At 35.4% G+C, this 21,828-nt stretch carries 24 protein-coding genes; 7 read left to right on the top strand and 17 right to left on the bottom strand.

Annotation, left to right across the window (positions count from 1 at the left end):
• Positions 1–289: 289 nt before the first annotated feature.
• On the top strand, positions 290–529 hold the full coding sequence (locus MHI10_RS08730; protein ID WP_340784713.1) for a hypothetical protein: 240 nt from the start codon (positions 290–292) through the stop codon (positions 527–529).
• Between the two features lie 53 nt (positions 530–582).
• Here MHI10_RS08730 and MHI10_RS08725 read toward each other — a convergent pair whose 3' ends face one another.
• The 9 genes from MHI10_RS08725 to MHI10_RS08685 all read right to left on the bottom strand — a co-directional run bounded on the left by MHI10_RS08725 (position 583) and on the right by MHI10_RS08685 (position 9,591).
• The gene (locus tag MHI10_RS08725) at positions 583–1,086 is read right to left on the bottom strand and encodes a hypothetical protein (RefSeq protein WP_340784711.1); all 504 of its coding nucleotides are present in this window, start codon (positions 1,084–1,086) and stop codon (positions 583–585) included.
• Positions 1,087–1,550: 464 nt separating this feature from the next.
• Complete coding sequence (locus MHI10_RS08720) at positions 1,551–2,588, bottom strand: NAD(P)/FAD-dependent oxidoreductase (RefSeq protein ID WP_340784710.1); 1,038 nt, start codon at positions 2,586–2,588, stop codon at positions 1,551–1,553.
• The gene (locus tag MHI10_RS08715) at positions 2,585–3,376 is read right to left on the bottom strand and encodes an ABC transporter ATP-binding protein (RefSeq protein WP_340784708.1); all 792 of its coding nucleotides are present in this window, start codon (positions 3,374–3,376) and stop codon (positions 2,585–2,587) included. The genes MHI10_RS08720 and MHI10_RS08715 overlap by 4 nt, the downstream gene beginning before the upstream one ends.
• Positions 3,377–3,399: 23 nt before the next feature.
• Positions 3,400–4,194 (bottom strand): alpha/beta hydrolase, encoded by a 795-nt coding sequence (locus tag MHI10_RS08710; protein WP_340784706.1) that lies wholly within the window; start codon positions 4,192–4,194, stop codon positions 3,400–3,402.
• Between the two features lie 19 nt (positions 4,195–4,213).
• Positions 4,214–5,248, bottom strand: coding sequence for a FecCD family ABC transporter permease (locus MHI10_RS08705; RefSeq protein WP_340784705.1), 1,035 nt, complete (start codon positions 5,246–5,248; stop codon positions 4,214–4,216).
• Complete coding sequence (locus tag MHI10_RS08700; RefSeq protein WP_340789187.1) at positions 5,241–6,242, bottom strand: FecCD family ABC transporter permease; 1,002 nt, start codon at positions 6,240–6,242, stop codon at positions 5,241–5,243. The genes MHI10_RS08705 and MHI10_RS08700 overlap by 8 nt, the downstream gene beginning before the upstream one ends.
• 17 nt (positions 6,243–6,259) lie before the next feature.
• Complete coding sequence (locus tag MHI10_RS08695; RefSeq protein ID WP_340784704.1) at positions 6,260–7,252, bottom strand: ABC transporter substrate-binding protein; 993 nt, start codon at positions 7,250–7,252, stop codon at positions 6,260–6,262.
• On the bottom strand, positions 7,249–8,562 hold the full coding sequence (locus MHI10_RS08690; protein WP_340784703.1) for an NtaA/DmoA family FMN-dependent monooxygenase: 1,314 nt from the start codon (positions 8,560–8,562) through the stop codon (positions 7,249–7,251). The genes MHI10_RS08695 and MHI10_RS08690 overlap by 4 nt, the downstream gene beginning before the upstream one ends.
• 630 nt (positions 8,563–9,192) lie before the next feature.
• A complete protein-coding gene (locus MHI10_RS08685) occupies positions 9,193–9,591 on the bottom strand; it encodes a hypothetical protein (protein ID WP_340784701.1) in 399 nt (132 codons plus the stop codon).
• 147 nt (positions 9,592–9,738) lie between these two features.
• Here MHI10_RS08685 and MHI10_RS08680 point away from each other — a divergent pair, with 147 nt between their 5' ends.
• Together MHI10_RS08680 and MHI10_RS08675 are read left to right on the top strand one after the other, a co-directional pair.
• Positions 9,739–10,281: a DUF1572 family protein gene (locus tag MHI10_RS08680; protein WP_340784700.1), complete on the top strand. Its 543-nt coding sequence runs from the start codon at positions 9,739–9,741 to the stop codon at positions 10,279–10,281.
• A gap of 108 nt (positions 10,282–10,389) precedes the next feature.
• The gene (locus MHI10_RS08675) at positions 10,390–10,545 is read left to right on the top strand and encodes a uroporphyrinogen-III decarboxylase (RefSeq protein WP_340784699.1); all 156 of its coding nucleotides are present in this window, start codon (positions 10,390–10,392) and stop codon (positions 10,543–10,545) included.
• Between the two features lie 73 nt (positions 10,546–10,618).
• Here MHI10_RS08675 and MHI10_RS08670 read toward each other — a convergent pair whose 3' ends face one another.
• Positions 10,619–10,885 (bottom strand): translation initiation factor 2, encoded by a 267-nt coding sequence (locus MHI10_RS08670; protein WP_340784698.1) that lies wholly within the window; start codon positions 10,883–10,885, stop codon positions 10,619–10,621.
• A gap of 201 nt (positions 10,886–11,086) precedes the next feature.
• On the opposite strand from MHI10_RS08670, the gene MHI10_RS08665 reads away from it, so the two are divergent.
• Entirely contained in the window at positions 11,087–11,311 is a 225-nt protein-coding gene (locus MHI10_RS08665) for a hypothetical protein (RefSeq protein ID WP_340784697.1), read from the top strand.
• Between the two features lie 270 nt (positions 11,312–11,581).
• Here MHI10_RS08665 and fba read toward each other — a convergent pair whose 3' ends face one another.
• Genes fba through MHI10_RS08630 form a run of 7 tightly spaced genes read right to left on the bottom strand, consistent with a single transcriptional unit; the run spans position 11,582 to position 18,591 of the window.
• On the bottom strand, positions 11,582–12,445 hold the full coding sequence (gene fba / locus MHI10_RS08660; protein ID WP_340784696.1) for a class II fructose-1,6-bisphosphate aldolase: 864 nt from the start codon (positions 12,443–12,445) through the stop codon (positions 11,582–11,584).
• A gap of 43 nt (positions 12,446–12,488) precedes the next feature.
• Positions 12,489–12,998: a type 1 glutamine amidotransferase domain-containing protein gene (locus MHI10_RS08655; protein ID WP_340784694.1), complete on the bottom strand. Its 510-nt coding sequence runs from the start codon at positions 12,996–12,998 to the stop codon at positions 12,489–12,491.
• 60 nt (positions 12,999–13,058) lie between these two features.
• Complete coding sequence (gene lsrF, locus MHI10_RS08650; RefSeq protein ID WP_340784692.1) at positions 13,059–13,952, bottom strand: 3-hydroxy-5-phosphonooxypentane-2,4-dione thiolase; 894 nt, start codon at positions 13,950–13,952, stop codon at positions 13,059–13,061.
• 27 nt (positions 13,953–13,979) lie between these two features.
• Positions 13,980–15,059, bottom strand: a complete 1,080-nt coding sequence (gene lsrB, locus MHI10_RS08645; RefSeq protein WP_340784691.1) for an autoinducer 2 ABC transporter substrate-binding protein LsrB — start codon at positions 15,057–15,059, stop codon at positions 13,980–13,982.
• Positions 15,059–16,066 carry an ABC transporter permease gene (locus MHI10_RS08640; RefSeq protein ID WP_340784690.1) on the bottom strand — a complete coding sequence of 336 codons (1,008 nt, stop codon included), beginning with the start codon at positions 16,064–16,066 and terminating at the stop codon, positions 15,059–15,061. The genes lsrB and MHI10_RS08640 overlap by 1 nt, the downstream gene beginning before the upstream one ends.
• A complete protein-coding gene (locus tag MHI10_RS08635) occupies positions 16,056–17,093 on the bottom strand; it encodes an ABC transporter permease (RefSeq protein ID WP_340784689.1) in 1,038 nt (345 codons plus the stop codon). Before MHI10_RS08635 ends, MHI10_RS08640 begins: the two co-directional genes overlap by 11 nt.
• Positions 17,080–18,591 (bottom strand): sugar ABC transporter ATP-binding protein, encoded by a 1,512-nt coding sequence (locus tag MHI10_RS08630; RefSeq protein ID WP_340784687.1) that lies wholly within the window; start codon positions 18,589–18,591, stop codon positions 17,080–17,082. Before MHI10_RS08630 ends, MHI10_RS08635 begins: the two co-directional genes overlap by 14 nt.
• 334 nt (positions 18,592–18,925) lie before the next feature.
• On the opposite strand from MHI10_RS08630, the gene MHI10_RS08625 reads away from it, so the two are divergent.
• The 3 genes from MHI10_RS08625 to MHI10_RS08615 are packed head-to-tail and all read left to right on the top strand — an operon-like array spanning position 18,926 to position 21,807.
• Positions 18,926–19,846, top strand: a complete 921-nt coding sequence (locus MHI10_RS08625) for a sugar-binding transcriptional regulator (RefSeq protein WP_340784686.1) — start codon at positions 18,926–18,928, stop codon at positions 19,844–19,846.
• A 21-nt stretch (positions 19,847–19,867) separates the two neighbouring features.
• Positions 19,868–21,457, top strand: coding sequence for an autoinducer-2 kinase (lsrK, locus tag MHI10_RS08620; protein WP_340784685.1), 1,590 nt, complete (start codon positions 19,868–19,870; stop codon positions 21,455–21,457).
• The gene (locus MHI10_RS08615; RefSeq protein WP_340784684.1) at positions 21,454–21,807 is read left to right on the top strand and encodes a cupin domain-containing protein; all 354 of its coding nucleotides are present in this window, start codon (positions 21,454–21,456) and stop codon (positions 21,805–21,807) included. Before lsrK ends, MHI10_RS08615 begins: the two co-directional genes overlap by 4 nt.
• Positions 21,808–21,828 lie beyond the last annotated feature (21 nt).

Genomic DNA, 21,828 nt, shown 5'->3' with positions numbered 1-21,828 from the left:
CAAATATTTTTCGCTTATTTCCCGCGCAATACCTTCAAAATATTCAGTCATTTTCGTTGTGATATTTAGTATTCAATTAACTTTTGGGACACTCAACACAAATCTCTATCGAAATAATCATTTGTTTATTGGAACTTTTATGTGATACTAACTTCATATAAACAATGAAAGGAATTATGCTATGAATCGATTAATTCCGTATATCAGCTCGATACCAAGCTTGTAGGGAGTGCTATAACATCCCTTGACATTCCTTGCAAGCTTGGGTTTCTCAAGGGAGCTGATGTACATGAAAAACCGTTCAAAATCTTACACTCGTCATCATCGGGAGCGAATCATCCGAAAAAAATGGGCCATATTAAAAAATGTTTTCAAAATGGAAGACGAGTTTTTACCCGTCCGTGGATCATTAAGTAAAGGAAAGGTTCACTGTTCTTGTAGGACGTGCCGCTATGAGCAATACCACGGTATTCCTAAAGCAAAATATAAAGTGAGTTGGCGGATAGTGCAGGAGGAAATGGACGATTAAGTCTATTTCCTTTTTTACTGTTCAAGTCCACAGTCCATCAACTTTAATACCCCCTATTCAACAATATAAACCTGTTCTGTAAAAGCGATATCCATTGGAAAACCTTCTTCTTCAACTAAATAAGAAATTATGTATGACCCTTCTGGCAAGTCATAAAATACTCGCTCAAAACTTTCTTTTCCCTTTAAAATTCCATAATCAAGCCTCTTATCATCGTCTACATTTTGAATTCTATATATAAAGCTTTCAGTACCGGTATTCAATATGTATACTTTAACTGCCATATCGCCATATACGTTAAATGGTGTTTCGCTTTGACCAATGGGCGACACAACTTGTTGATCAATCATTTTGCCGTGAATCACTTCAATATGCCCTTCCTGTTTCTTCTGATTCGTTACATCCGTTGCCACTTGGTCTTTTTTTACAATAGGCTCATATGTTATTTGAGCGGATTCTTCGTCAATAACTGGTTCTTTTTCCTGTGAATTAGATGTACTGCATCCTACTAAAAAAATGCACATTAAAAGTATCGATATTATATTAGAAATCTTCATTTTATTCTCCCGTTCAATATTGTTTTTTCAGGTTAATTATACTAATTATTATTTAAAAATCAATTATACCTCGGCTAACTGGGCACATTGTTTATATTGCACAACAAACTAAAAGGAATAATTCGGAAACCCTAAGTATTCCAATAGGCAATTCAGAATTCTGTTTGCAGCAAATGCTCAAATAACATCAGCAATGAATATCCATACAAAACTAGACAAAATTATTTAATCTGTGCTTGAATTCTACTCATAATAAATAGCCTATTATTTCTTAAATATGAGTGTTATTGTATGAGAGGTAATTTCTAAAGTTGGAGTCACAGAAGTTATTTTGTGACAGTCGATAATAGGGGTATGGTACTTAGTATCACTATGCCAAATATAGATGAAGCGCAGGAATCAATGTATTTAAAAACAACAGCGATTCCTGCCATTTCATTCATTTTTTATGAAGCATTAAAAATCTATTGTTTCGATAATTGCTCAAATAAAGGCTTATTTTTCTCTTTTAATAGTGCATTATGAGAAGATACCATCGCCACTTTATCTGCATCTGGTTCAACCCATTGTTTCGCACGATTAACAGCATTCGCAGCATCTTGGAAAGCCCCTGCTATTAGATGGAGTTTACCATTGTAGTTCAAACTATCTCCCGCCGCAAAAATACCAGGCACAGAAATATCTCCATAAGCCGAACCCGCCAATCCGTGTTGCTCATGCATCATAAATTCTAAAGGAGATTGCTCATATAAATCATTATCTCGATCATAACCATGGTTAATAATTACTTCATCCACCTCGAGATGAAAACGCTCATCTGTCTCGACTTGATGTATGATGGCACGTTCAATATAATCGTCTCCTTCCACATCTTTAATTTCCGTATGGTATATAATCTCTGCAGAGCTATTAATCAAACGTTGAATTTCTGCCTCGTGACCTGTTAATTCACCTTTCCGATATGTCATGATGACCTTTTTTGCGATTGGCTCTAATGTATTCGCCCAGTCGACTGCAGATTTTCCTCCTCCTGAAATGAGGACCGTTTTGTCTCTGAAATTAGCAAGTTTATCTACGGTATAGTGAAGGTTTGTTTTTTCGAAATGCTCCTCTTTAGAAAAACCAATTTTCTTCGGTGATAAAATTCCTCCACCTACCGCTAAAATAACCGTTTTTGATAAGTGAATTTCACCTGCGTTCGTCGTAATCTTAAATGTTTGATTTTCAGACTGTTCAATTTTCGTAACCGTTTTTTCTAAAATAATCGTCGGGTCAAATGTTTGCGCTTGCTCGGTTAATTGAAGCATTAAATCTTCACCTAGAATCGGTGTAATCCCGCCTACATCCCAAATCATCTTTTCAGGATAGACGTGCAATTTCCCTCCCAACGTACTGTGATTATCGATAATTTTTGTTTTCATTTGACGTAATCCTGCATAAAAAGCTGAGAATAAGCCTGCTGGTCCTGCGCCAATAATCGTCACATCATAACAATCATTCATGATACATTCCCCTCTATTTTTCCATAAGATAAACAAATCGGATTTTGGCTGAATGGACAAGTCGTTAATATTGCTTGAATTTGAAAGATACCTTGTAAATGATCGCCAGTCATTACACGGTTAGGTGTACCCTCTGTTATCAGAGCGCCATCTCGCATTGCGATTAAATAGTGCGAAAAACGAGATGCATGATTTAAATCGTGTAAAACCATAACAATGGTCTTTCCTTGCTCCTTATTGAGTCTTTCTAACAATTGTAAAATATCGAGTTGGTGTGCCATGTCTAGATAAGTCGTCGGCTCATCTAAAATTAAAATATCTGTATCTTGTGCCAGAGCCATTGCAATCCAAACGCGTTGCCGCTGCCCACCAGACAACGCTTCGATTGGTCGCTGTTGAAATTCAGTTAAGTTTGTCGCCTCTAACGCCCAATCAATCGCTTTTACATCTTCTTCTTTTAAACGGCCGAAGCTAGTTTGATGTGGAAATCGACCGTATGTAATTAATTCACGCACCGTCAAACCTGCTGGTGCTTCAGCTGTTTGAGGTAAAATTGCCATCTTCTTCGCGATTTCCTTAGAACTTGTCTCGTGAATCGCTTGTTGATTGATAAAAACAGCGCCATGACTTGCTTTAAGAATCCGTGCAATTGTTTTGAGTAAAGTAGATTTACCACATCCATTGGGTCCAATAATAGTGGAAATTTGACCTTTTGGTATAGTGATACTTAATTCTTCTATAATAATTGTCGTTCCATAACCGACCGTAATCTGTTCAACAGCTATCATTTCTTTCACCTCATCTTCTCAAGTTATTCTTTTATTTTCTGTTGATCTGGCGAGAAAGACTTTGTATTCATTAAAAATCGTAATGCTTGACTGATACTCGTTGGAACGATTGACATATGATTTTCATCTGGTGGTGCATGAAATTTCACCGATTGTAAACGTAATGCTTCTAAATGACGAAATAAAGAGCACGCATTTTCATACATTTTATGTTTTGATTCTCGCTCCACTGCTATGAAAATCCTACATTCTAAAGTTGGTATTTGAAGAGCCTCTTGTAATACTTGCTCTTGATTCCACCAAAGTGACGGACTGCAAATAAAATAATGTGAAAATAACTTTGTCTCTCGAACGAGCATATGAACGAGAAATAGGCCTCCTAAAGAATGTCCGAAAATAAGTTGTTTTTCTTCATCTACCTTAATTAGTTGTCGAACAATTTCTTTCACTTCTTTTAATATTTCTAAAAAATTCTCTGCTCCTCCAGAAATAGGCCAAGGTTTTCCAGAAGGATGTTCCGGTAAATTGACTACTTCACTTTGCGGTGTGAAGTCATAAACTCGCAGTGAATTAAATACTTCTTCCTTCTCATATCCAATCGATACAATTACCGACAAAGGCACACCTGTTTTTTCAGTACGTCGCGACTGCAATGTCACAATATTTTCAAATAGACCTCCATAAGCATTGCCATCCAAAACATAAAGAACTGGATACCCTTCTCTCGGTGCTGGTTCTTTTGGTATTGCGATTGTCATTCGGTAGGCAGTTTGCAACAAAGGATGACGCATTGTTTTTACTACATGTGTATAACTCATAACTTACCTCAATTCTATATCATGTTACTTTGCGACTTTTTCGGATTAATAAATAAATGAAATACGGCACTCCAATAATAGAAATGACAATCCCGACTGGTAATTCTGCAGGTGCAAATATCGTTTTCCCAATCCAATCGCCTGTTAAAACAAGGATTACACCGACAATCCCACTAATCGGAATGATATGTTGATGATGAATCCCTACTAACCTTCTCGAAATATGTGGAGCCAGTAATCCGACAAATGAAATACTTCCAGAAACGACAACACTTGCACTAATTAAGCCAACCGATCCTACTAATAAAATGATACGTTCTCGGTTTGCTCGAACCCCTAATCCAATAATCGCTACTTCATGGAGTTGTAAAATATTGAGAATTGGTGCTTTCCAAATTATTAATGGAATAATAATGATTACCCATGGCAACATAGAAATGACTTGTTGCCATGAGGCGCTATAAATACTTCCCGATAACCATACTGTCGCCATCTCAAAATCTTGAGGGTTCATCTTCAGCGAAATGAAAAGAGTAAAAGCACCAAAGCCAGCATTTAACGCTATTCCTACTAAAATTAAACGTTTTGGATCAAGCTCTCCCCTATATCTTGAAAGCACAAAGAGTAACAACGCTGCAATCATGCCACCAATCCAACCCCATACAGACATCCCGACAATACCGAGACTCGACATTTCTTTAATATTACCTTGGGCGATGAACATATAAAGTACTACAGCGAGCCCTACAGCAGACTGGATACCTAAAATTCCCGGATCGGCTAAATCATTTTTAGTTATACCTTGTAAAATGGCTCCAACTATTCCAAGTGCTAAACCAATTAACACACCAATTACAATTCTAGGCATCCGGAAACCGAAGATAACAAGTTCATGATCCGAGATATGATCTATACCAAACAACGTTCGAAACGTTTCGGGTGTGGTCAAAGGATACGCACCACTTGTTAAACTGAAATAGAAAATCAATAACGCAAAAGCAATTCCGATACTACCTACTATAAAAAAAAGGATATTTGGTTTGCGGTTAGGCATACTGCTTTCCCCCCCTTATCCGAATGAGATAAAGGAAATAAGGGACACCTACAAGTGCGGTAATGACGCCGACTGGTGTTTCGAAAGGTGGATTAACTGCACGACTTAATATATCTGCCCATGCAAAAAACAGTGCTCCGAACAAACCCGCATATGGAATAATCCTCCTATAATCTTCCCCAATCAAAAAGCGAGTAATGTGTGGAATTACTAAACCAATGAATGTTACTTTCCCTACTAAAGCTACAGATATTCCTGTCAACAATGCAACACTCACCAACGTCAATACTTTCATCACTACTATGTTAATTCCTAAACCTTGTGCAACTTCATCTCCTAGTGAAATCGCAGTCACAGACTTTGCAACGTATAGTGCAATCACAAATCCGATTATTGCTAAAGGCATAGCCCATTGAATCATGATCAAGTCGATTTGATGAAGTCTCGTATTATACCAAAAGCTAATGTTTTGAGAGACTTGAAAATAAGTAGCTAAAGCTTGAGAAACACCGCTTAAAAACATCCCTAAAATCGTTCCAATAATCACGAGCGATATGGGAGTCAGCCCACCCGGAATGATTTTTGCGATACCAAAAACGAACGCTACTCCTAAAATTGAACCTACAAAAGAAAAGAAAATTAGAGTAAGTGGTTGAAGATTTGGTAAAAATATCATAGATATTGTAATGATAAAGACTGAACCATCTGTTACCCCCATAATGTCGGGTGAAGCTAAATAGTTCCTCGTCATTCCTTGCATAAGTGCCCCTGATATCGCAACGAATGCCCCGACTAATAAAGCACCTAGCACTCGAGGAATCCTTGATGATCGTATTATTAAATGTTCCATGTTTGTCGAATCAAAATGAACAAATGCTTTCCAAATAGTAGAAACAGAATAATTGGTAGCACCATACATTGTTGAACAAGCAATTGTAATTATAAATAAACTCAATAAAAAGAGAGCTATCAAAATCTTATTCTGCCGAATCATAGTCATTTAGCTTCCCTCTATTTCTTTAATACATCATGTTGTAACGCTTTCAAAAATTCAATTTTACTAAATACTGTACCTCCTTCTAACAATGAATCTACAATATTGATATAGACATGTTCATTTTTGAAAGCTGTGATATTTTGAATAATTGGATTCTTTTTCAGTGTTTCATAAGCTTGTTCATTTTCTTGGTTTCCACTTTGTTGAACTTGTATGAAGAGAACATCTGGATTGACTTGTGCTAATTGCTCAATCGAAATCGCTTCTTGTGTTTTTGCTTTTTGGACTACTTCTGGAACTTCTAGTCCAAGCTCATTGTATAAAGAAGGATTGAAGAATACATCTTCTGGATAAACATACATTTGACCACCACGAATGCGAAGTGTCATCACTGTGTCATTTTCAAATTCTTCTTTTAATGTAGTCTTAGCAGATTGGAGATCTTTGCCGTATAGAGCTAAAAGTGCTTTCGCTTCCTCTTCTTTATCTCCTAATTGCGCCATTAGCATAAGGTTATCTTGCCAATTCGATGAAATGTGAGACACTAAAATCGTAGTTGAGATTTCTTCTAATTTTTGCACCACTTCATCTGGGAATTTAGTTGTCCCTAAAATAACATCAGGTTGTAATTCTAAGATTTTTTCAAAATTCGGTTGTTGCTTTTCACCGATAGACTCTGCTTTTCCCATTGCTGACTTAAAGATTTCTGGAAACTCTCCTGCAACAGTGATAGCCCCAACTGGCTCTATGTTTAAAGCTGTTGCATCTTCCATCGCTTCCATCGTACCTGCAATCACGATACGCTCTACTTTTTCTGGCACTGAGTATGTATTACCTAAATAAGTAATTTCTTTCATGCCATTCTGTATTGGACTTTCTTTTGCAACATTCGTCTCCTTTTCATCCCCCTGTGGTATTTTTTCTACTTCCATTGTATCTGTACATGCAACAAGAACTAAAATTGCCATTAATGCAAATAGTAATAAACTCAGTTGTTTTTTCATCATTTATCTTCTCCTTTGTATTGTGTATCCATTCCTAAATGTTCTCTTAACGTTGAACCAGTGTATTCATTACGAAATAAACCTTGCTCTGCTAGTTTTGGTATAACCTGCTCTAAAAATAATGTTAATGAAATATCTGATCCGCCAGGGACTGCAATTATTCCATCTATTGCATCCGCTTCGTACCAACGTATGATTTCTTTTGCTACTTCTTCTGCAGTTCCGACGACCACCCAGTGAGCAGAGTGCATCACTTCTGTTCGACTTAAAATTTCTTCAACAGTCGGATGATTTTTTTCGATGTATAGGTATAATAATTCACTATGTGTGCGACTACGAATAGTTGAATCTAGTGGAGGTAAAGTCTCTTCAGTAATCACATCTGTTAATGCAAATTCTCGTAAAGAAACACGTAGTAATTCCTCAGCCGCATTATATTTTTGTTCCATCGTGATGTGGGCATGAGCTTGACGATGCATTTCTTCAGCTTCTTCCTTTGTATTACCAACAAAGAAATAGCAACCAGGTAAAAGACGTATTTCATCTACATGACGCCCTATTACGACTGCACGGCTCCTCAAGTCTGCTCTTAGTTCAATAGCTACCGATAATTCAGGTGTGGCTGCAAAAATGGCATCTGCATTCGCTGCTGCGAAAGCTCTTCCTTCATCAGAAGCACCCGCTTGAAATAAAGGCGGCGTTCCTTTCGGATGAGAAATGACGTTTAAGGGACCCTTTACGGCGAAGTGAGAACCTTTATGATTCAAAACTTCTATCGAGCTTTCTGAATACTCCCCCGTAATTACTTTGTGGGGATAACTCGTCCATAATTGCTTGACAACACGCGTGCACTCCACAGCTTTTTCATAACGTATTTTCGAAGTTGGCCGTTCCTCATAGCTAAAATTCTCAAAACCTTCTATTGAGGTCACGACATTCCATCCTGCCCTTCCACCACTTAACCATTGTAATGACTGTAATTGTCTTGCTAATAAATATGGTGGAACAAATGAGGTAGAGGCTGTTGTAACAAGTCCAATTTTCTCTGTATATTGACTAATAATGCTGAATAATAAAGTAGGATCGGTAGCAATGCCTTTACTTTTTTTCATAAAAGTAGGATGAGCCACGACATAATCCGCCTTAAATAAAAAATCTAATTTTGCACGTTCTGCTTGTTGAGCAATTTCAATTTGTTCTTTAATACTGCTTGCATACTCTTCTTCCAACGTTATTTGTCGGTCTTTAACAGAGACTCTAGGTTGACGCCTTCCCAATGTGAGACCAATTAACAGTTGTTTTCTCGTATTCATTTTTACATTCCTTTCCTTACTACTGTAATTTATTTTTAAATTATTTATTTGAGATAAATGGTCAACCTACGACTTGTAATATGTAACTAGAATTTAAGGAACTGACTATAAAATATAAAAGTGACCCCATCTTATCCGAAATAACTTAATTAATTTTTTAAATACCTCTAATTAATAGTTAGAACTTTCCGATAGTTTACAAATTAATTTTCCGTTCCTATCACCTTAGTAAATATATAATCTGCACTAAATAGTATTTATACATTCCGCACTATTCCAACATATCCCAACCGAATTATATCGAGAATGATTATCATTGTCAATTGGTTTTAATAATGGCGGGTGTGAATTTATTTTCCAATTCAAATAATTGTTTCGATTTCAGTAACTATTCCCTTTGTACATCCCCTCTAGAACACACTGAGTCAAATAACTTAAAAAAAGATGTCAGACCCTCAAACAAAAACAAAGTTCATGTATTATTGACCAACTTTCTCAACTTCAACTAGGTACAGTCCCCCCCAAAAAACACCATTTTTCTCGATGAGAAAAATGGTGTTTTTACGTTTTGTTCAAGTCTTTTTGTTAATAAATAAATTAATTATTGGATCAATGTTCTTGTATCTTTAATTAACTATTTGGATTGCGGTCGATAAACCATTTGATTTCATCTGCTAACAAATAAACAAGCTGGAAATAATCCTTTTCGCTTAAAGCACCTTTTGTTCGCCATTTTTGCATCTCATCATAATGGAAAGTATAGAAATATCCCTCAGTATCCCTTCTTAAAATCCCTTGTTTCTCCGCCATGTCAGAAATCGAAAGCCCTTCTTTCCAGTATTGATCATATTCAGCACGACTAATTCCTAAAAAAGTAGTGATGGCATCATAATCGTATTGGACATGGTAAACTACAGTTCCTTCGTCGTCTTTCCCTTTTTCAAATTCATTTTTTTCTGCATGGGCAACCGCTGAAAAGATGAATGTAAATGTAAGGCAAAGAAGGAATCCTTTCAATACCGATTTCAATTTATAGCCTCCTTTTTCTTTTATTTTGTGAAGTTTCAGTTTTGTTATGTGTAGCATCTTAAGTTTTATAAATATATGGTAAAATAAGGTTGAAGAACTAAGCATTTTAGTCTAATCACAAAATTTCATTTGGGAGGTATTCAATAAATGAGCATCGAAACAGAATATTTGAGGGTGGTAAAAGAAAGATTTAATGATATTAAGAACCTTGGAGATAAGGTCATTGAACAACTAGCAGAAGAGGATATTCATTGGGCACTGAATGAAGCATCCAATAGTGTCGCCGTTATCGTGACGCATTTAAGTGGGAATATGGTATCAAGATGGACAGATTTCCTAATTTCCGATGGGGAGAAGCCTTATCGAAATCGCGATTTGGAATTTGTTGACAACATTCCATCAAAAGCCGGATTGATTACTACTTTAGATGAAGGTTGGGGTACTCTTTTTGAAACCTTAAATAATCTTGGTGAAGAAGACTTATTAAAGAATGTAACTATTCGCGGGGAAGGTCATTCGGTCATCGAAGCAATTGAAAGACAATTAGCACATTATGCTTATCATATTGGGCAAATTGTTTACATTGGGAAACAAATTAAAAGTGAGAATTGGGAAAGTTTAAGTATCCCAATAGGCCAGTCAGATTCCTATTTGCAGCAGATGCTAAAAAAACATCAGCCTGAGCGCTAAAGTATGCAATGATTTTAATGACTTTCTCAAACGCATTAATAGCATAATTTCGCTCAAGAATAAACATGGAATAATTCCACATACTATTGTTTATAACGGTATAAGGAAGTGATTGATTTGGAAAACAACAAAATTGCCAATCTAGGACCTGAGCAGCTTAAAGAACTTAAGTCACTCGAAGAAAAATTAGATGTAACCTTGATTGCCTATGATCCCCCTTCATCTGGAAATCATACTGGACAAGACACAATTAACCCATCTTAATCCCCCTGCCTCAGTGTTTAGATTCGTCCAAATCTAAACACTGATTTTTTTATTCAGCCATTTTTCGCACAACTCATTTCAAAAGTTTTTTCATTTGTTTTAATTCAGCTATTATATAATCAATCTGCTCTTGCATGCTTTCGGTTTTTTGAGATTGATCGGTTGGACTTTCAGAGCTTTGATTGTTTTCTTTTTTTAACGCATCCAATGCAAGTGCAGCGGCTATCGTTTGTATTCCATCCCCTAACGTAGAGATTGCCGCACCGATATAAGTAAGTTGCGCAATGAAAAGTTCCTGAGATTCAGTAGATTGATTGGCGTTCTTTTTATTGTTATCCATGGTCATCTCCCCCATTTTTTGATGAAAAGTTAAAAACCTCCCTATCATCATATGCATTTTATAATGGAAAGCAGAATAACGTTGATTTTTTCCTCATCGCGAACAATGCTTATTTTTAACAAATCAATTTCATACATTTTTCCCAGGACAGGCACTTGCTAAATAAAACATTAATATGATGAATTTAGAGGAGTGATCACATTGAATTGGCTTCATAAAGTCGGTCATTTAACTGGGCAACCTATTGGAATTTCGTTAACAAATGGTCAAGGAACTTCAGGTGTTTTATGCGGTACATCTAATGGTAAACTACTTGTAATTGAATACTTATATCAGGCACAATTCGCATTAAAACAATATGATTTTTATTTGATCCAAGATATTCATGGTTTCCCACCTTGTCAGAATCAAGGTCCGCTATATTAGACCATATGTCCCTCTATTGTAGAGGGACGTTTTTGATTATGACTTCTTTAATCATTGCAATTGCATCAGCGCGTCCAATATTTAGCAGTCTTTCTATAGCTATTAGTTATTTCTGATTCTATTAATTGCCTTTGAATATGATGGAAAGAAACAAAAAACCTCGAATAGAGTCACTTTTTAGTGTCTCATATTCGAGGTTCCGTTCATTCAGCATATATTTTGTACTTCATATCAGTTAATTTGTAGTTACTTTCATTCTATCATTTAATTTCATTCAGTTGCCTTTCCAGCAGATCCAAATAAATTAATCTTTTCAATAATCATTGCTTTTACAGCTTTACGACCTTCCCCAATATAATTTACAGCATTATATGCATTTTGATTATTATCTAAAATTTGTCTTATCGCTTTGGTGAAGGCTAGATGATTATCTGCATTGACATTAATTTTTGCTGTTCCTAATGAAATTGCCTCTTTAATTTGTTCTGGGTAAAGACCTGAGGCACCGTGTAAAACTAAAGGTATTTTAACTGCTTGACTAATTTCATTCATTTTCTCAAAATCTAATTTAGGCTCACCCTTATATGGTCCATGTGCTGACCCAAGTGAAGGCGCTAAACAATCTATGCTACATAATTCAACTATCTTCTTACATTCATCCAAATTGGCGTAAACCGGATTATTTGATACCATATTTCCTTCTTCACCACCAATACTACCTATCTCTGCTTCTACAGTAATTCCCCGGGGATGTGCATATTCAACAACTTCTTTTGTCATTCTTACATTCTCTTCAAATGGAAAATGCGAGCCATCTATCATAACAGACGTAAAACCAGCATCAATAGCTAAAATACAGTTCTCTACACTAGAACCATGATCTAAATGTAACGCTACCGGAACAGTTATCCCCATTTCTTCAATTAATGCTATTGTCATCTCTTTTACAACCTTAAAACCTCCAAAATACTCAATAGCCTCTTCCGTAGTCCCTAAAATAACAGGAGATTGCAACTCTTCAGCCGCCGATAAAACCGCCTGTGTCCACTCCAAATTGTGTACATCAAAATGACCAACAGCATAGTTACCTTTTAAAGCTTTATCTAACATATCTTTCACATTAACTAGTGCCATAACGTTCCACCTCATATGATATTTTTAACTTAGCTAATTTAAATTATTGAAAATGAGATAAAATCGCTTGAATAAAAGCAGGTTCATCATCTGGTGTTCTTGAAGTAATAATATTGCTACTAACTACGACTTCTTCGTCCACGTATATTGCTCCTGCATTTATAACATCATCTCGAATACCTTTATAACAAGTAAGAGTCTTTTCTTTTATAATATTTGCACTTATCATGACTTGAGGTCCATGACAAATACCAGCAATTATTTTTGATTTGCTGTCTAGATCCTTGATGAAATTTATTGTATCTTCATTAACTCGTAAAGCTTCTGGTGCGTTTCCACCTGGTATAATTACAGCATCAAAATCTTGCTCTAATGCTTCTAAACTTGATATTTCTGTATAATATGATACTGAATTCTTTTTGCCTTCACATAAATAATTCCTTTCATTTCCAACTATAACGACTTCATGGCCTGCCTTCTTTAATTCTTCATACGGGTTTTTCATTTCTGAATCCTCAAAATCAGAATCCAGCAAAAATGCTACCTTCGCCATTTCATGCACCTCCATATAATTTAACAAAGCTCCTACGTGCAAAGTAGAAGCTTTTTAGATTTAATTACTTATTTTTTCATTGGCTAAATCAAGGAAGAATTCATAAGCTTCTTTATCAGTAAATCCATGGTGAACAACTTTATTTACCGCCTGAATCATTTCTTCAGGTTTCTCAGATTGGAAGATATTTCTACCCATATCAACGCCAGCTGCTCCTCCTTGAATTGATTTGTATGCCAATGTAAGTGCATCTTGTTCTGGAATCTTTTTACCTCCCGCAACTACTAACGGTACAGGACAAGCTGCTGCAACTTTCTCAAAATCGTCACAGTAATAAGTTTTAACAATTTGGACCCCGAATTCTGCTAACATTCTAGTTGCTAAGGTAAAGTATCGACTTGTACGTTCCATATCTTTTCCGACCGCCACAACTCCCAGTGTAGGAATTGAGTATCTTGACCCTAAATTTACTGCTCTATTCAATTCTTCAATCGTCTCTTTTTGACCCTCTGCACCAATAAAGGTTTGTACAGCAATAGCACTTGCATTCATTTTAATTGCTTCTTCAATGCTTACAACCATTGACTCACGACTTAAATCATCTTGTAAAATACTTGAACCCGATGAAACTCTGAGTGCAATTGATTTATTATAGTTCGCCGGGACGCTTGTTCTAATCGCCCCTCTAGTACCCATTAAACAATCTGCATGTTCAGCTAATCTAGGTATTAATAGATCAAGTCTCTCCAATCCAGCTGTTGCTCCCATAAAATATCCGTGGTCAAATGCTAACATGACAGTTTTTCCAGTTATAGGGTTAAAAATTCTTGATAATCGATCCTTCATACCCCAATCTAAATTATTAGCACCTTTCACGTGAAAATTCCCCGTATTTGCAAATGCTACATCTTCTGCAAACTGCTTTGCATTTTTAATTCCATCAATGTCTGCCATTTTATAATCCCCTTTATAATTTATATTTTAGAAATCATAATCGCTCGTATTTTCTTTTGTGAATACGATTCTTTCAGGCAACACTATAATTCCTGAGTCATCTGCTTCAAAATCATATCCTTGAACCGTATTCGATTCGACCTTAATTTCCCCTATATTTGGTACATCAAGAGTACCTCCTACCTTTAACTCATTACCTTGCGCTAAATAATAAGCAATATATACAGCAAGCGCTCCTTGATCTTGAACATCCCACAGACCATGATTATTAATCGTCCCATTCTCAATGAAACCTCTCATTGAATTTGGTGATGCAAAACCAGTAATAATAAGGTCCTCTGCAGTTAAACCTTTGTTCTCAGCTGCTTGAGCCATTGCTGGAAGTGCTGTAGAATCAGGTGCAATAACTGCGGCTAAGTCCGGGTAAGAATCAATAATACTTTCACCAATTTGTAATGATTTTTGTTCATTCCCTTCACCATATTGCTTCGTCACAATTTCCCATTTAGGGTACTTTTCTTTGATGTATTTTTCTGCATAATCTACCCAAGCATTTTGATCAGGAACGGTTGGACTTGAATAAAACCAAGCAACTTGATTAACACCATTAGGATCTGCCATTTGTTCTGCAGCCATATCCACTAACATGGCACCAAGAATTTCTGGAGTACCTTGATTGACATAAAAAGATCTATATTCTGGATCAACATCTGAATCCCAAGTAACGACCTTGACGCCAGCATCTAACGCTTTTTTCAAGGCTTGGTTTAAACCATCAAAAGATACAGAAGAAATTGCAATTGCATCAGCACCACTATTAACGGCACTATTTATAATTTGTACTTGATTGGCTACAGTTCCTTCAGGTGTACCATCATACTTTACTTTAAAACCTATTTCTTTCCCCATTTGTTGGGCACCGGTATTGCCAGATTCAAAGAATGCGTTACCAGTCATCTTTGGTATAAATACTACCTCAATGTCTTTCGCATCCTTCTCACCACCATTTTCATTAGAAACCTCTCCATTTTCATCATTACAAGCTGTCATTATAGATAAAACTAGTAGCATTCCTATTAATACTAAGTACGGTTTAAACTTACTCATTATACTTCCCCCTCTTTAATGTTGCTTTTAATCATTAATAGTTTTTTTATGCTATTCTTAGAACCAGCTGAAACGCTTAACAGAGCAACAGATAGGATAAGTAACAATCCAGTTGCCAATCCAATATATTGAGTTGAAATCCCTCCCATTTGCAACCCTACTTGAAGAAATCCTACGATTATGCTGGCTAACGCAGTGCCTACAACACCCCCTTTACCTCCAGTAATTAATGTCCCTCCTAGAACGACTATTGTTAATATTGACATTAGGTATTCAGATCCAAAGTCTGCCCTAGCACTCCCTAAATAAGAAGTCAGCATAACTCCTGCTACTCCAGCACTTAAACCAGATAAAACATACGTGCTTGCGATTATTTTTTTAGTATCTATCCCTGAATAATCTGCAGCATTCTGGTTAATTCCAGTTAAAAATACATACCTACCGTACTTCGTTAAATGTAATAATACATAAGCAATCAAAAACATACCGATAAATAAAATAACTGAGTTTGGTATACCTAATACGGTCCCATAAGCGAGACTACTAAATTCTTCTGAAAAACCTGAAATACCTTCATACGAACTTGCTCCAGAAACACCTACTAATACAATTGCTATTCCGCTATATAATAGAAGTCCTCCTAAAGTAATAACCATTGCTTGCACTCGACCATAAGCGATTAATATACCGTTAATTAATCCGCATAGCCCCCCTACTGTTATGGCGATAATTACCGCTATCCAAATATTTAGACCGACCAGTTGTGATAAAATTCCGGTCACTACTGATGTTAAACCAATAATAGATCCACCAGATATATCAATTCCACCAGTTATTATGACGAAGGTTACAAAAAAACCGATAATAGCTATTGCGACAAAGTCATTAAAACTATTTAAGAGTATTGAAATGTTCCAAAATCTCGGATTAATTAAACCGAATACTATAATTTCCGAAATTAAAACTAAAACTAGAACGAGATTCCACTTAGGTATTTTATTTACCATAAACTATCGAAACCTCCTCTTTAGGAACTTTAGGTTCCGATTTCTGAAGAACTCTCGCTCTCATCCTTTCCTTCTCAGTACGTTTTTCATTTCTTCTATTTAATTGTGCATCAATTACAACAATAATAATTAATAAAGCACCCGAAATTACAGCGTTCCAAAAGGCCGGTATTTTCATATATACAAGAGCAGAATTTATCGAAATCATTATAATAGCGCCTAGTGATGCACCTATAACCGACCCAACTCCCCCACTCAATGACACACCACCAAGAACAGCAGCAGCAATTACAGTCATTTCCACTCCCAACCCTGCATTAGTTGAAATAAAGCCTACTTGGCTGGCGAATACTAATCCAGCTAACGCCGAGCAAACCCCTGAAATTACAAAGGAGTATGTTACATACCTTTTGACTGGGACTCCTAACAAAACCGCTCCATCCATATTATCTCCGATGGCAGAAAAGTATCTCCCTTTATTACTTTTAGTTAAGTATAGATGAACTAAAATCACACCTATCAATATCATGAGTATCATTACATTTACCCCACCAACTTGTACTTGGGATAACTTTTTAAATGCCACTGGTAAATTTTCAACCCATTTACCATCTGTATAAATAACTTGAACAACCCTCGTTATTTCAAGCATTCCCAAAGTCATAATAAATGATGAAATCTTCAATTTAGTTACTCCAAATCCATTGATTAAACCTACAACAGCACCAATTAATACTGCAACTGCTATAGCAAAAATTATACTGCCCCCATTTTTCATTATGAGGCCACTTACAGCAGCACTTAGACCTAACGTCCCCCCCACGGATATATCAATATTTCCTGTTAAAAGGACAAATGTTAGTCCCACTGCAAGAACAATATAAAGCAGACTACTTTTTAAAGAGTTTTGGATATTTCCGATACTTAGAAACTCAGAATTCACAAAGCCCACTACAATAAACAGTAATACTAAAAACAGGAGTGTTCTAACTTCCCTTTTTTTTGTAATAGCTTCAATTATTGACATATGGTTCACTTCCTTCATAAGTTCCAAAAGCTACTTTCATCACATTGGCTGCGTTAATATCATTAAATTCAAGGCAGGCATTACACGTTCCTCGGTAAATACCATATATCCTGTCACTGACCCTTTCTAGTTCTTCTAAATCAGATGAAATTAATAGAACTGAATAACCCAATTTTTTAAAATCGGAAATGATTGAATAAATATCACTTCTTGCTGCTGCATCAATCCCTCTCGTAGGTTCGTCCATAATAATTAACCTTGGATTAGTAGAAAGAATTCTTGAAATCACTACTTTTTGTTGATTACCGCCTGATAAGGATTTAATTTCTTGATGACAATCTGTAATTTTAATACTCAATCTTTCAACAAATCTATTTGTAATTTCTTTTTCAATTTTGCTATTAGTAAAGAATTTCCTTTCCCTTATAACTTGTGCAGTCAGGTTATCACTTATCGAACCGATTGCAAAAATTCCGTGTAAAAAACGATCTTCTGGTATATAAGCAATTCCATGATTTATGGCTTCTTTAATTCCAAGATGAGTAATGTCTTTTCCATCTAAATAAATTTTTCCACTATGACATTTGGAAATCCCATATATTACTTCAGCAATCTCTGTTCTCCCAGCACCGACAAGACCCGCGAGCCCAACAACTTCACCCTGATAAACCTCTAAACATATGTCCCTAAACCCATCTCCACTAATGTTTTCAAGTTTTAGCACAGGATTTTCTTTTTCTCTATCTAAATATTCTTTTTCAAAAGTAGATTTATGCTTCAATTCACTTCCAGTAGGTAACAGTCCTTCAATCAACATATCTTTAGTAAAATCATTGATATTCCCTTTTAGAGTAATTTTCCCATCACGTAAAATTACTACATGAGTAGACACTTCAAAAACTTCATCTAATCGGTGTGTAATATAAAAAATGCCAACACCTGCAGCTTTTAATTTTTCGATGACCCTAAACAATGATTTAGTTTCAGAAAAAGTCAGGGCTGAAGTCGGTTCGTCTAATATAAGAACTTTAGTTTTTCGGAGAAGACCCTTTAAAATTTCAACTTGTTGTTGCTCTGCTATCGTTAAGGTCATGGCTAGACGGTTAAGATCTATATCCCAACCTAACTCTATTAATAGTTTCTTTGCTTCATCTCTAATTTCATGTTTTGGTTTATTGAAACCAAAATTAATATTTTTCTCTACTGTCATATTCGGAAATAGTAAAGGTTCTTGTGGAACTAAGTAGATTCCTTTTTCGTGAGCTAGAGATGGATTTAAATTTTCCACGTCGTTTCCATCAACTGTAATTTTTCCTTGGTCGACTTTGTGTACCCCAGTCATTACTTTCATTAATGTACTTTTCCCAGCGCCATTCCCTCCAATTATCGAGATGACTTCGTGGGCGTTTAAATCTAATGAAACATCCTTTAATACAGCATTTTGATTAAAACCTTTATAAATACCTTCTAATTTTATTAAATTCTTCTCTATATTCATTTTTCTCCCCCTTCTCCTTATGCTAAATTTATTGAATTTTGAATTTCAAACCGTTTCTTGGGAGCGCTTTCTATATTCTAAATATTATAATAACTTATAACAATTTATTAATCAATAATAAATTGTTCGTTTAAAATACAATTTATACCCGGTGCGGAATACAAAAAAAACTTAAAAATACCCTCAAATCAATCTTTATGGTTGAAAGTAACTTTATATTACTAATTTATATACATTAAATCTAAATTAAAACATTTGTTTAACGTTAAATACTTTGTTACAATCTTTATACAGTTTATTAACACAAAGTTTTTTATTGAGGAGATTGATTAATATGTCTTACGAAAAAGATGTGGCCATAAAAGTGGCTTGGAAATATTACAACGAAGGATTAACTCAAACGGAGATTGCTGAAGCGCTTAACCTTTCCAGAATGAAAGTAATTAAGTATTTAGAAATAGCGAAGAACAACAATATAATTCAATTTAAAATAAATATCGATCAGGTTTCCGACCCGAATTTACAAAGTAAGTTACTCGAAAAATATAATTTAGATGACGTATACATCGTTCCTTCTTCTATTGAAGATAACATAGATAGTGTAACCATTGCGGCAGCACAATATATAGAAGATAGAGTTACTAATGATACGATGATCAGTATTGGCTATGGAGAGGCGGTGTCAAAAACACTTGGACATTTAAGTATTTCTGCTAAATATAAAGTGGCTTTCGTGTCATTAACTGGCGGTGTTAAATTTTATATGCCAACTGCTATTGATCAGTCATCCGATTACTATACAAACCCTAATTACAGTCATTACATCATCCCTTCACCATTAATTGTAAATTCTGAAGGTCTTGCTACTAATTTAAGAAACGAGAAATCAATTAAAAGTATATTAGAGATGGTACCTTACTCTAACCTTACTGTAATAGGAATTGGGGCTTTGAATAACAGAGCAACTTTGGTTAAAGAAGGACTTCTAAGTATAAAAGATATAGAAATTTTCAAATCACAAGGCGCCGTTGGGGATTTATTAAATCATTTTTACGATATTAATGGAAATACTTTAGATTTAGGTTTACATGATCGATTAATAAGCACGGATATCAAATTATTAAAATCGTTGAATCATGTAGTTGCAGTAGCAGGTGGTCTTGAGAAAAAAGAAGCCATTATCGGTGCTTTAAAAGGGGGGTATATAAATGTCTTAATCACTGATGAAAATATTGCTTATAGTTTACTTGAATAAAAAGTAGAACGGGGGAATATTATGCAAAAATATTTAATGGCTATTGATGCAGGAACTGGAAGTGTAAGAGTTATATTGTTTAATACTGATGGTAAAGATATTTGTGTTTCTCAATCTGAATGGGTTCATAAAGAGGATATTAGATTTCAAGGATCTATGGACTTTGACATTGAGACGAATTTTAAAATTATCAAAAATCTAATTAAAGAAACTCTCATGAAAAGTAAGGTTAATCCAAAAGATATTGTTGCTATTTCCACTACTAGTATGAGAGAAGCTATTGTGCTATACGATGAAAATGGAAAAGAATTATGGGCATGTGCCAATGTAGATTCACGATCTGATAACGAGGTTGCAAGTCTTTACAAATTTCACCCGAATTTAGAAGAAGAAGCCTACCAAATATCAGGCCAGACTTTTTCTCTAGGTTCCATCCCAAGAATTCTCTGGGTAAAAAATAATCTGCCTGATGTATACCAAAAAGTTAAGTATGTTACTATGCTTAACGATTGGATTACTTATCGTTTAACTGATGTGATTTCTGTTGAACCTTCAAACGGGTGTACAACCGGATTATTCAATATTAAAAATCGGTACTGGGATAATGTTCTCGCTAAAAAAGCAGAACTTAAAGACGGTATTTATCCACCTGTATTTGAAAGCGGGACTATCATCGGTCCGATTACTAAAAAAATATCAGAATTAACTGGATTAAGTACAGAAACAAAAGTTGTTGCCGGGGGTGGTGACGCTCAGCTCGGATGTATTGGAATGGGCGTAGTTAAGGAGGGTGATGCAGCCGTTTTAGGAGGTAGCTTTTGGCAATTTGAATACAATACAAAAAACGTAACGATGGATGAACATTCAAGAGTACGAGTTAATTGTCATGCGGTACCTAATACTTGGCAATATGAAGCAATTGCGTTTTACCCTGGTTTAGTAATGAGATGGTTTAGAGATAGTTTTTGTGACTTAGAAAAACATATACAAGATGAAACTGGTGAAAGTATTTACAGTCAAATGGAAAGTAAAGCAGCAAGCGTCCCGGTCGGAAGTTACGGTATGACTTCTACATTTTCCGATAAGATGAACTATATTTCTTGGAAACATGCTGCTCCAAGTTTCTTAAATTTCAAGTTAGACTCCGAGAAATTCAATAAAGCCACATTTTACAGATCTATAATGGAAAATGCCGCATTCATTACTAAAGGGAATATTGATTTAGTTCAGGAAATTTCCAACACTTCGCTAGACTTTATTATTTTTGGTGGTGGTGCTTCGAAAAGTGAACTATGGTGCCAAATCGTTTCAGATGTATTAAATATACCCGTAAAAGTTCCGGTAGTGAAAGAATCCTCTGCTTTAGGGGCAGCAATATGCGCTGGAATTGGCGCTAATATTTATAAAGATTTCGATGATGCAATATCCAAAGTCGTTAAATATGAAAAAGAGTATACTCCTATTACAGAAAATAATTTGATTTACGATCGTATGTATGCAAAATGGGAAGAGATTTATAAGCAACAACTTGAACTAGCCGATAAAGGGCTTACAGAACATATGTGGAGTGCGCCAGGACTAGAAAATAAAAAAAGAGGTGTTTATAAATGACGGTGATTAATGAAAATGAAGTGGAATACAGATTCAAAGACAGTGGACCTAAATATTTACAAAAAGGACCTAGAATGAATTTTGGTATTGTCGTATTAAAAGCAGGCCAAGATTTTAATGCACATTACCATAATATAATGGAGGAAAACTTTTTTGTATTAGAAGGAGAAATTGAAATTCATATTGATAATGAAATCTTCCATTGTAAAAAAGGTGACTTTATTCATGTAGAACCAAAGAAAGTTCATTATTTAATTAATAAAGGAGACACAGTTTTCAAAGGTGCATTTATGCTATCACCTTACCAAGAAAGCGATAAGGTAGAAGTAGATTATAAACCTTATAAATAATCTGAAAATTAAAACAACTAT

Origin of the sequence: Solibacillus sp. FSL K6-1523, from assembly GCF_038005225.1 — a bacterium.
Taxonomy (GTDB): domain Bacteria; phylum Bacillota; class Bacilli; order Bacillales_A; family Planococcaceae; genus Solibacillus.
The sequence above is the reverse complement of the archived record's forward strand: the minus strand, read 5'-3'. Positions and strand labels throughout refer to the sequence as shown.

Bases quoted from the DNA above. Each gene is read 5' to 3' on its own strand.
- MHI10_RS08730 (WP_340784713.1), top strand. From the start codon at position 290: ATGAAAAACCGTTCAAAATCTTACACTCGTCATCATCGGGAGCGAATC.
- MHI10_RS08725 (WP_340784711.1), bottom strand. From the start codon at position 1,086: ATGAAGATTTCTAATATAATATCGATACTTTTAATGTGCATTTTTTTA.
- MHI10_RS08720 (WP_340784710.1), bottom strand. From the start codon at position 2,588: ATGAATGATTGTTATGATGTGACGATTATTGGCGCAGGACCAGCAGGC.
- MHI10_RS08715 (WP_340784708.1), bottom strand. From the start codon at position 3,376: ATGATAGCTGTTGAACAGATTACGGTCGGTTATGGAACGACAATTATT.
- MHI10_RS08710 (WP_340784706.1), bottom strand. From the start codon at position 4,194: ATGAGTTATACACATGTAGTAAAAACAATGCGTCATCCTTTGTTGCAA.
- MHI10_RS08705 (WP_340784705.1), bottom strand. From the start codon at position 5,248: ATGCCTAACCGCAAACCAAATATCCTTTTTTTTATAGTAGGTAGTATC.
- MHI10_RS08700 (WP_340789187.1), bottom strand. From the start codon at position 6,242: ATGATTCGGCAGAATAAGATTTTGATAGCTCTCTTTTTATTGAGTTTA.
- MHI10_RS08695 (WP_340784704.1), bottom strand. From the start codon at position 7,252: ATGATGAAAAAACAACTGAGTTTATTACTATTTGCATTAATGGCAATT.
- MHI10_RS08690 (WP_340784703.1), bottom strand. From the start codon at position 8,562: ATGAATACGAGAAAACAACTGTTAATTGGTCTCACATTGGGAAGGCGT.
- MHI10_RS08680 (WP_340784700.1), top strand. From the start codon at position 9,739: ATGAGCATCGAAACAGAATATTTGAGGGTGGTAAAAGAAAGATTTAAT.
- MHI10_RS08670 (WP_340784698.1), bottom strand. From the start codon at position 10,885: ATGGATAACAATAAAAAGAACGCCAATCAATCTACTGAATCTCAGGAA.
- fba (WP_340784696.1), bottom strand. From the start codon at position 12,445: ATGGCACTAGTTAATGTGAAAGATATGTTAGATAAAGCTTTAAAAGGT.
- MHI10_RS08655 (WP_340784694.1), bottom strand. From the start codon at position 12,998: ATGGCGAAGGTAGCATTTTTGCTGGATTCTGATTTTGAGGATTCAGAA.
- lsrF (WP_340784692.1), bottom strand. From the start codon at position 13,952: ATGGCAGACATTGATGGAATTAAAAATGCAAAGCAGTTTGCAGAAGAT.
- lsrB (WP_340784691.1), bottom strand. From the start codon at position 15,059: ATGAGTAAGTTTAAACCGTACTTAGTATTAATAGGAATGCTACTAGTT.
- MHI10_RS08640 (WP_340784690.1), bottom strand. From the start codon at position 16,066: ATGGTAAATAAAATACCTAAGTGGAATCTCGTTCTAGTTTTAGTTTTA.
- MHI10_RS08635 (WP_340784689.1), bottom strand. From the start codon at position 17,093: ATGTCAATAATTGAAGCTATTACAAAAAAAAGGGAAGTTAGAACACTC.
- MHI10_RS08630 (WP_340784687.1), bottom strand. From the start codon at position 18,591: ATGAATATAGAGAAGAATTTAATAAAATTAGAAGGTATTTATAAAGGT.
- MHI10_RS08625 (WP_340784686.1), top strand. From the start codon at position 18,926: ATGTCTTACGAAAAAGATGTGGCCATAAAAGTGGCTTGGAAATATTAC.
- lsrK (WP_340784685.1), top strand. From the start codon at position 19,868: ATGCAAAAATATTTAATGGCTATTGATGCAGGAACTGGAAGTGTAAGA.
- MHI10_RS08615 (WP_340784684.1), top strand. From the start codon at position 21,454: ATGACGGTGATTAATGAAAATGAAGTGGAATACAGATTCAAAGACAGT.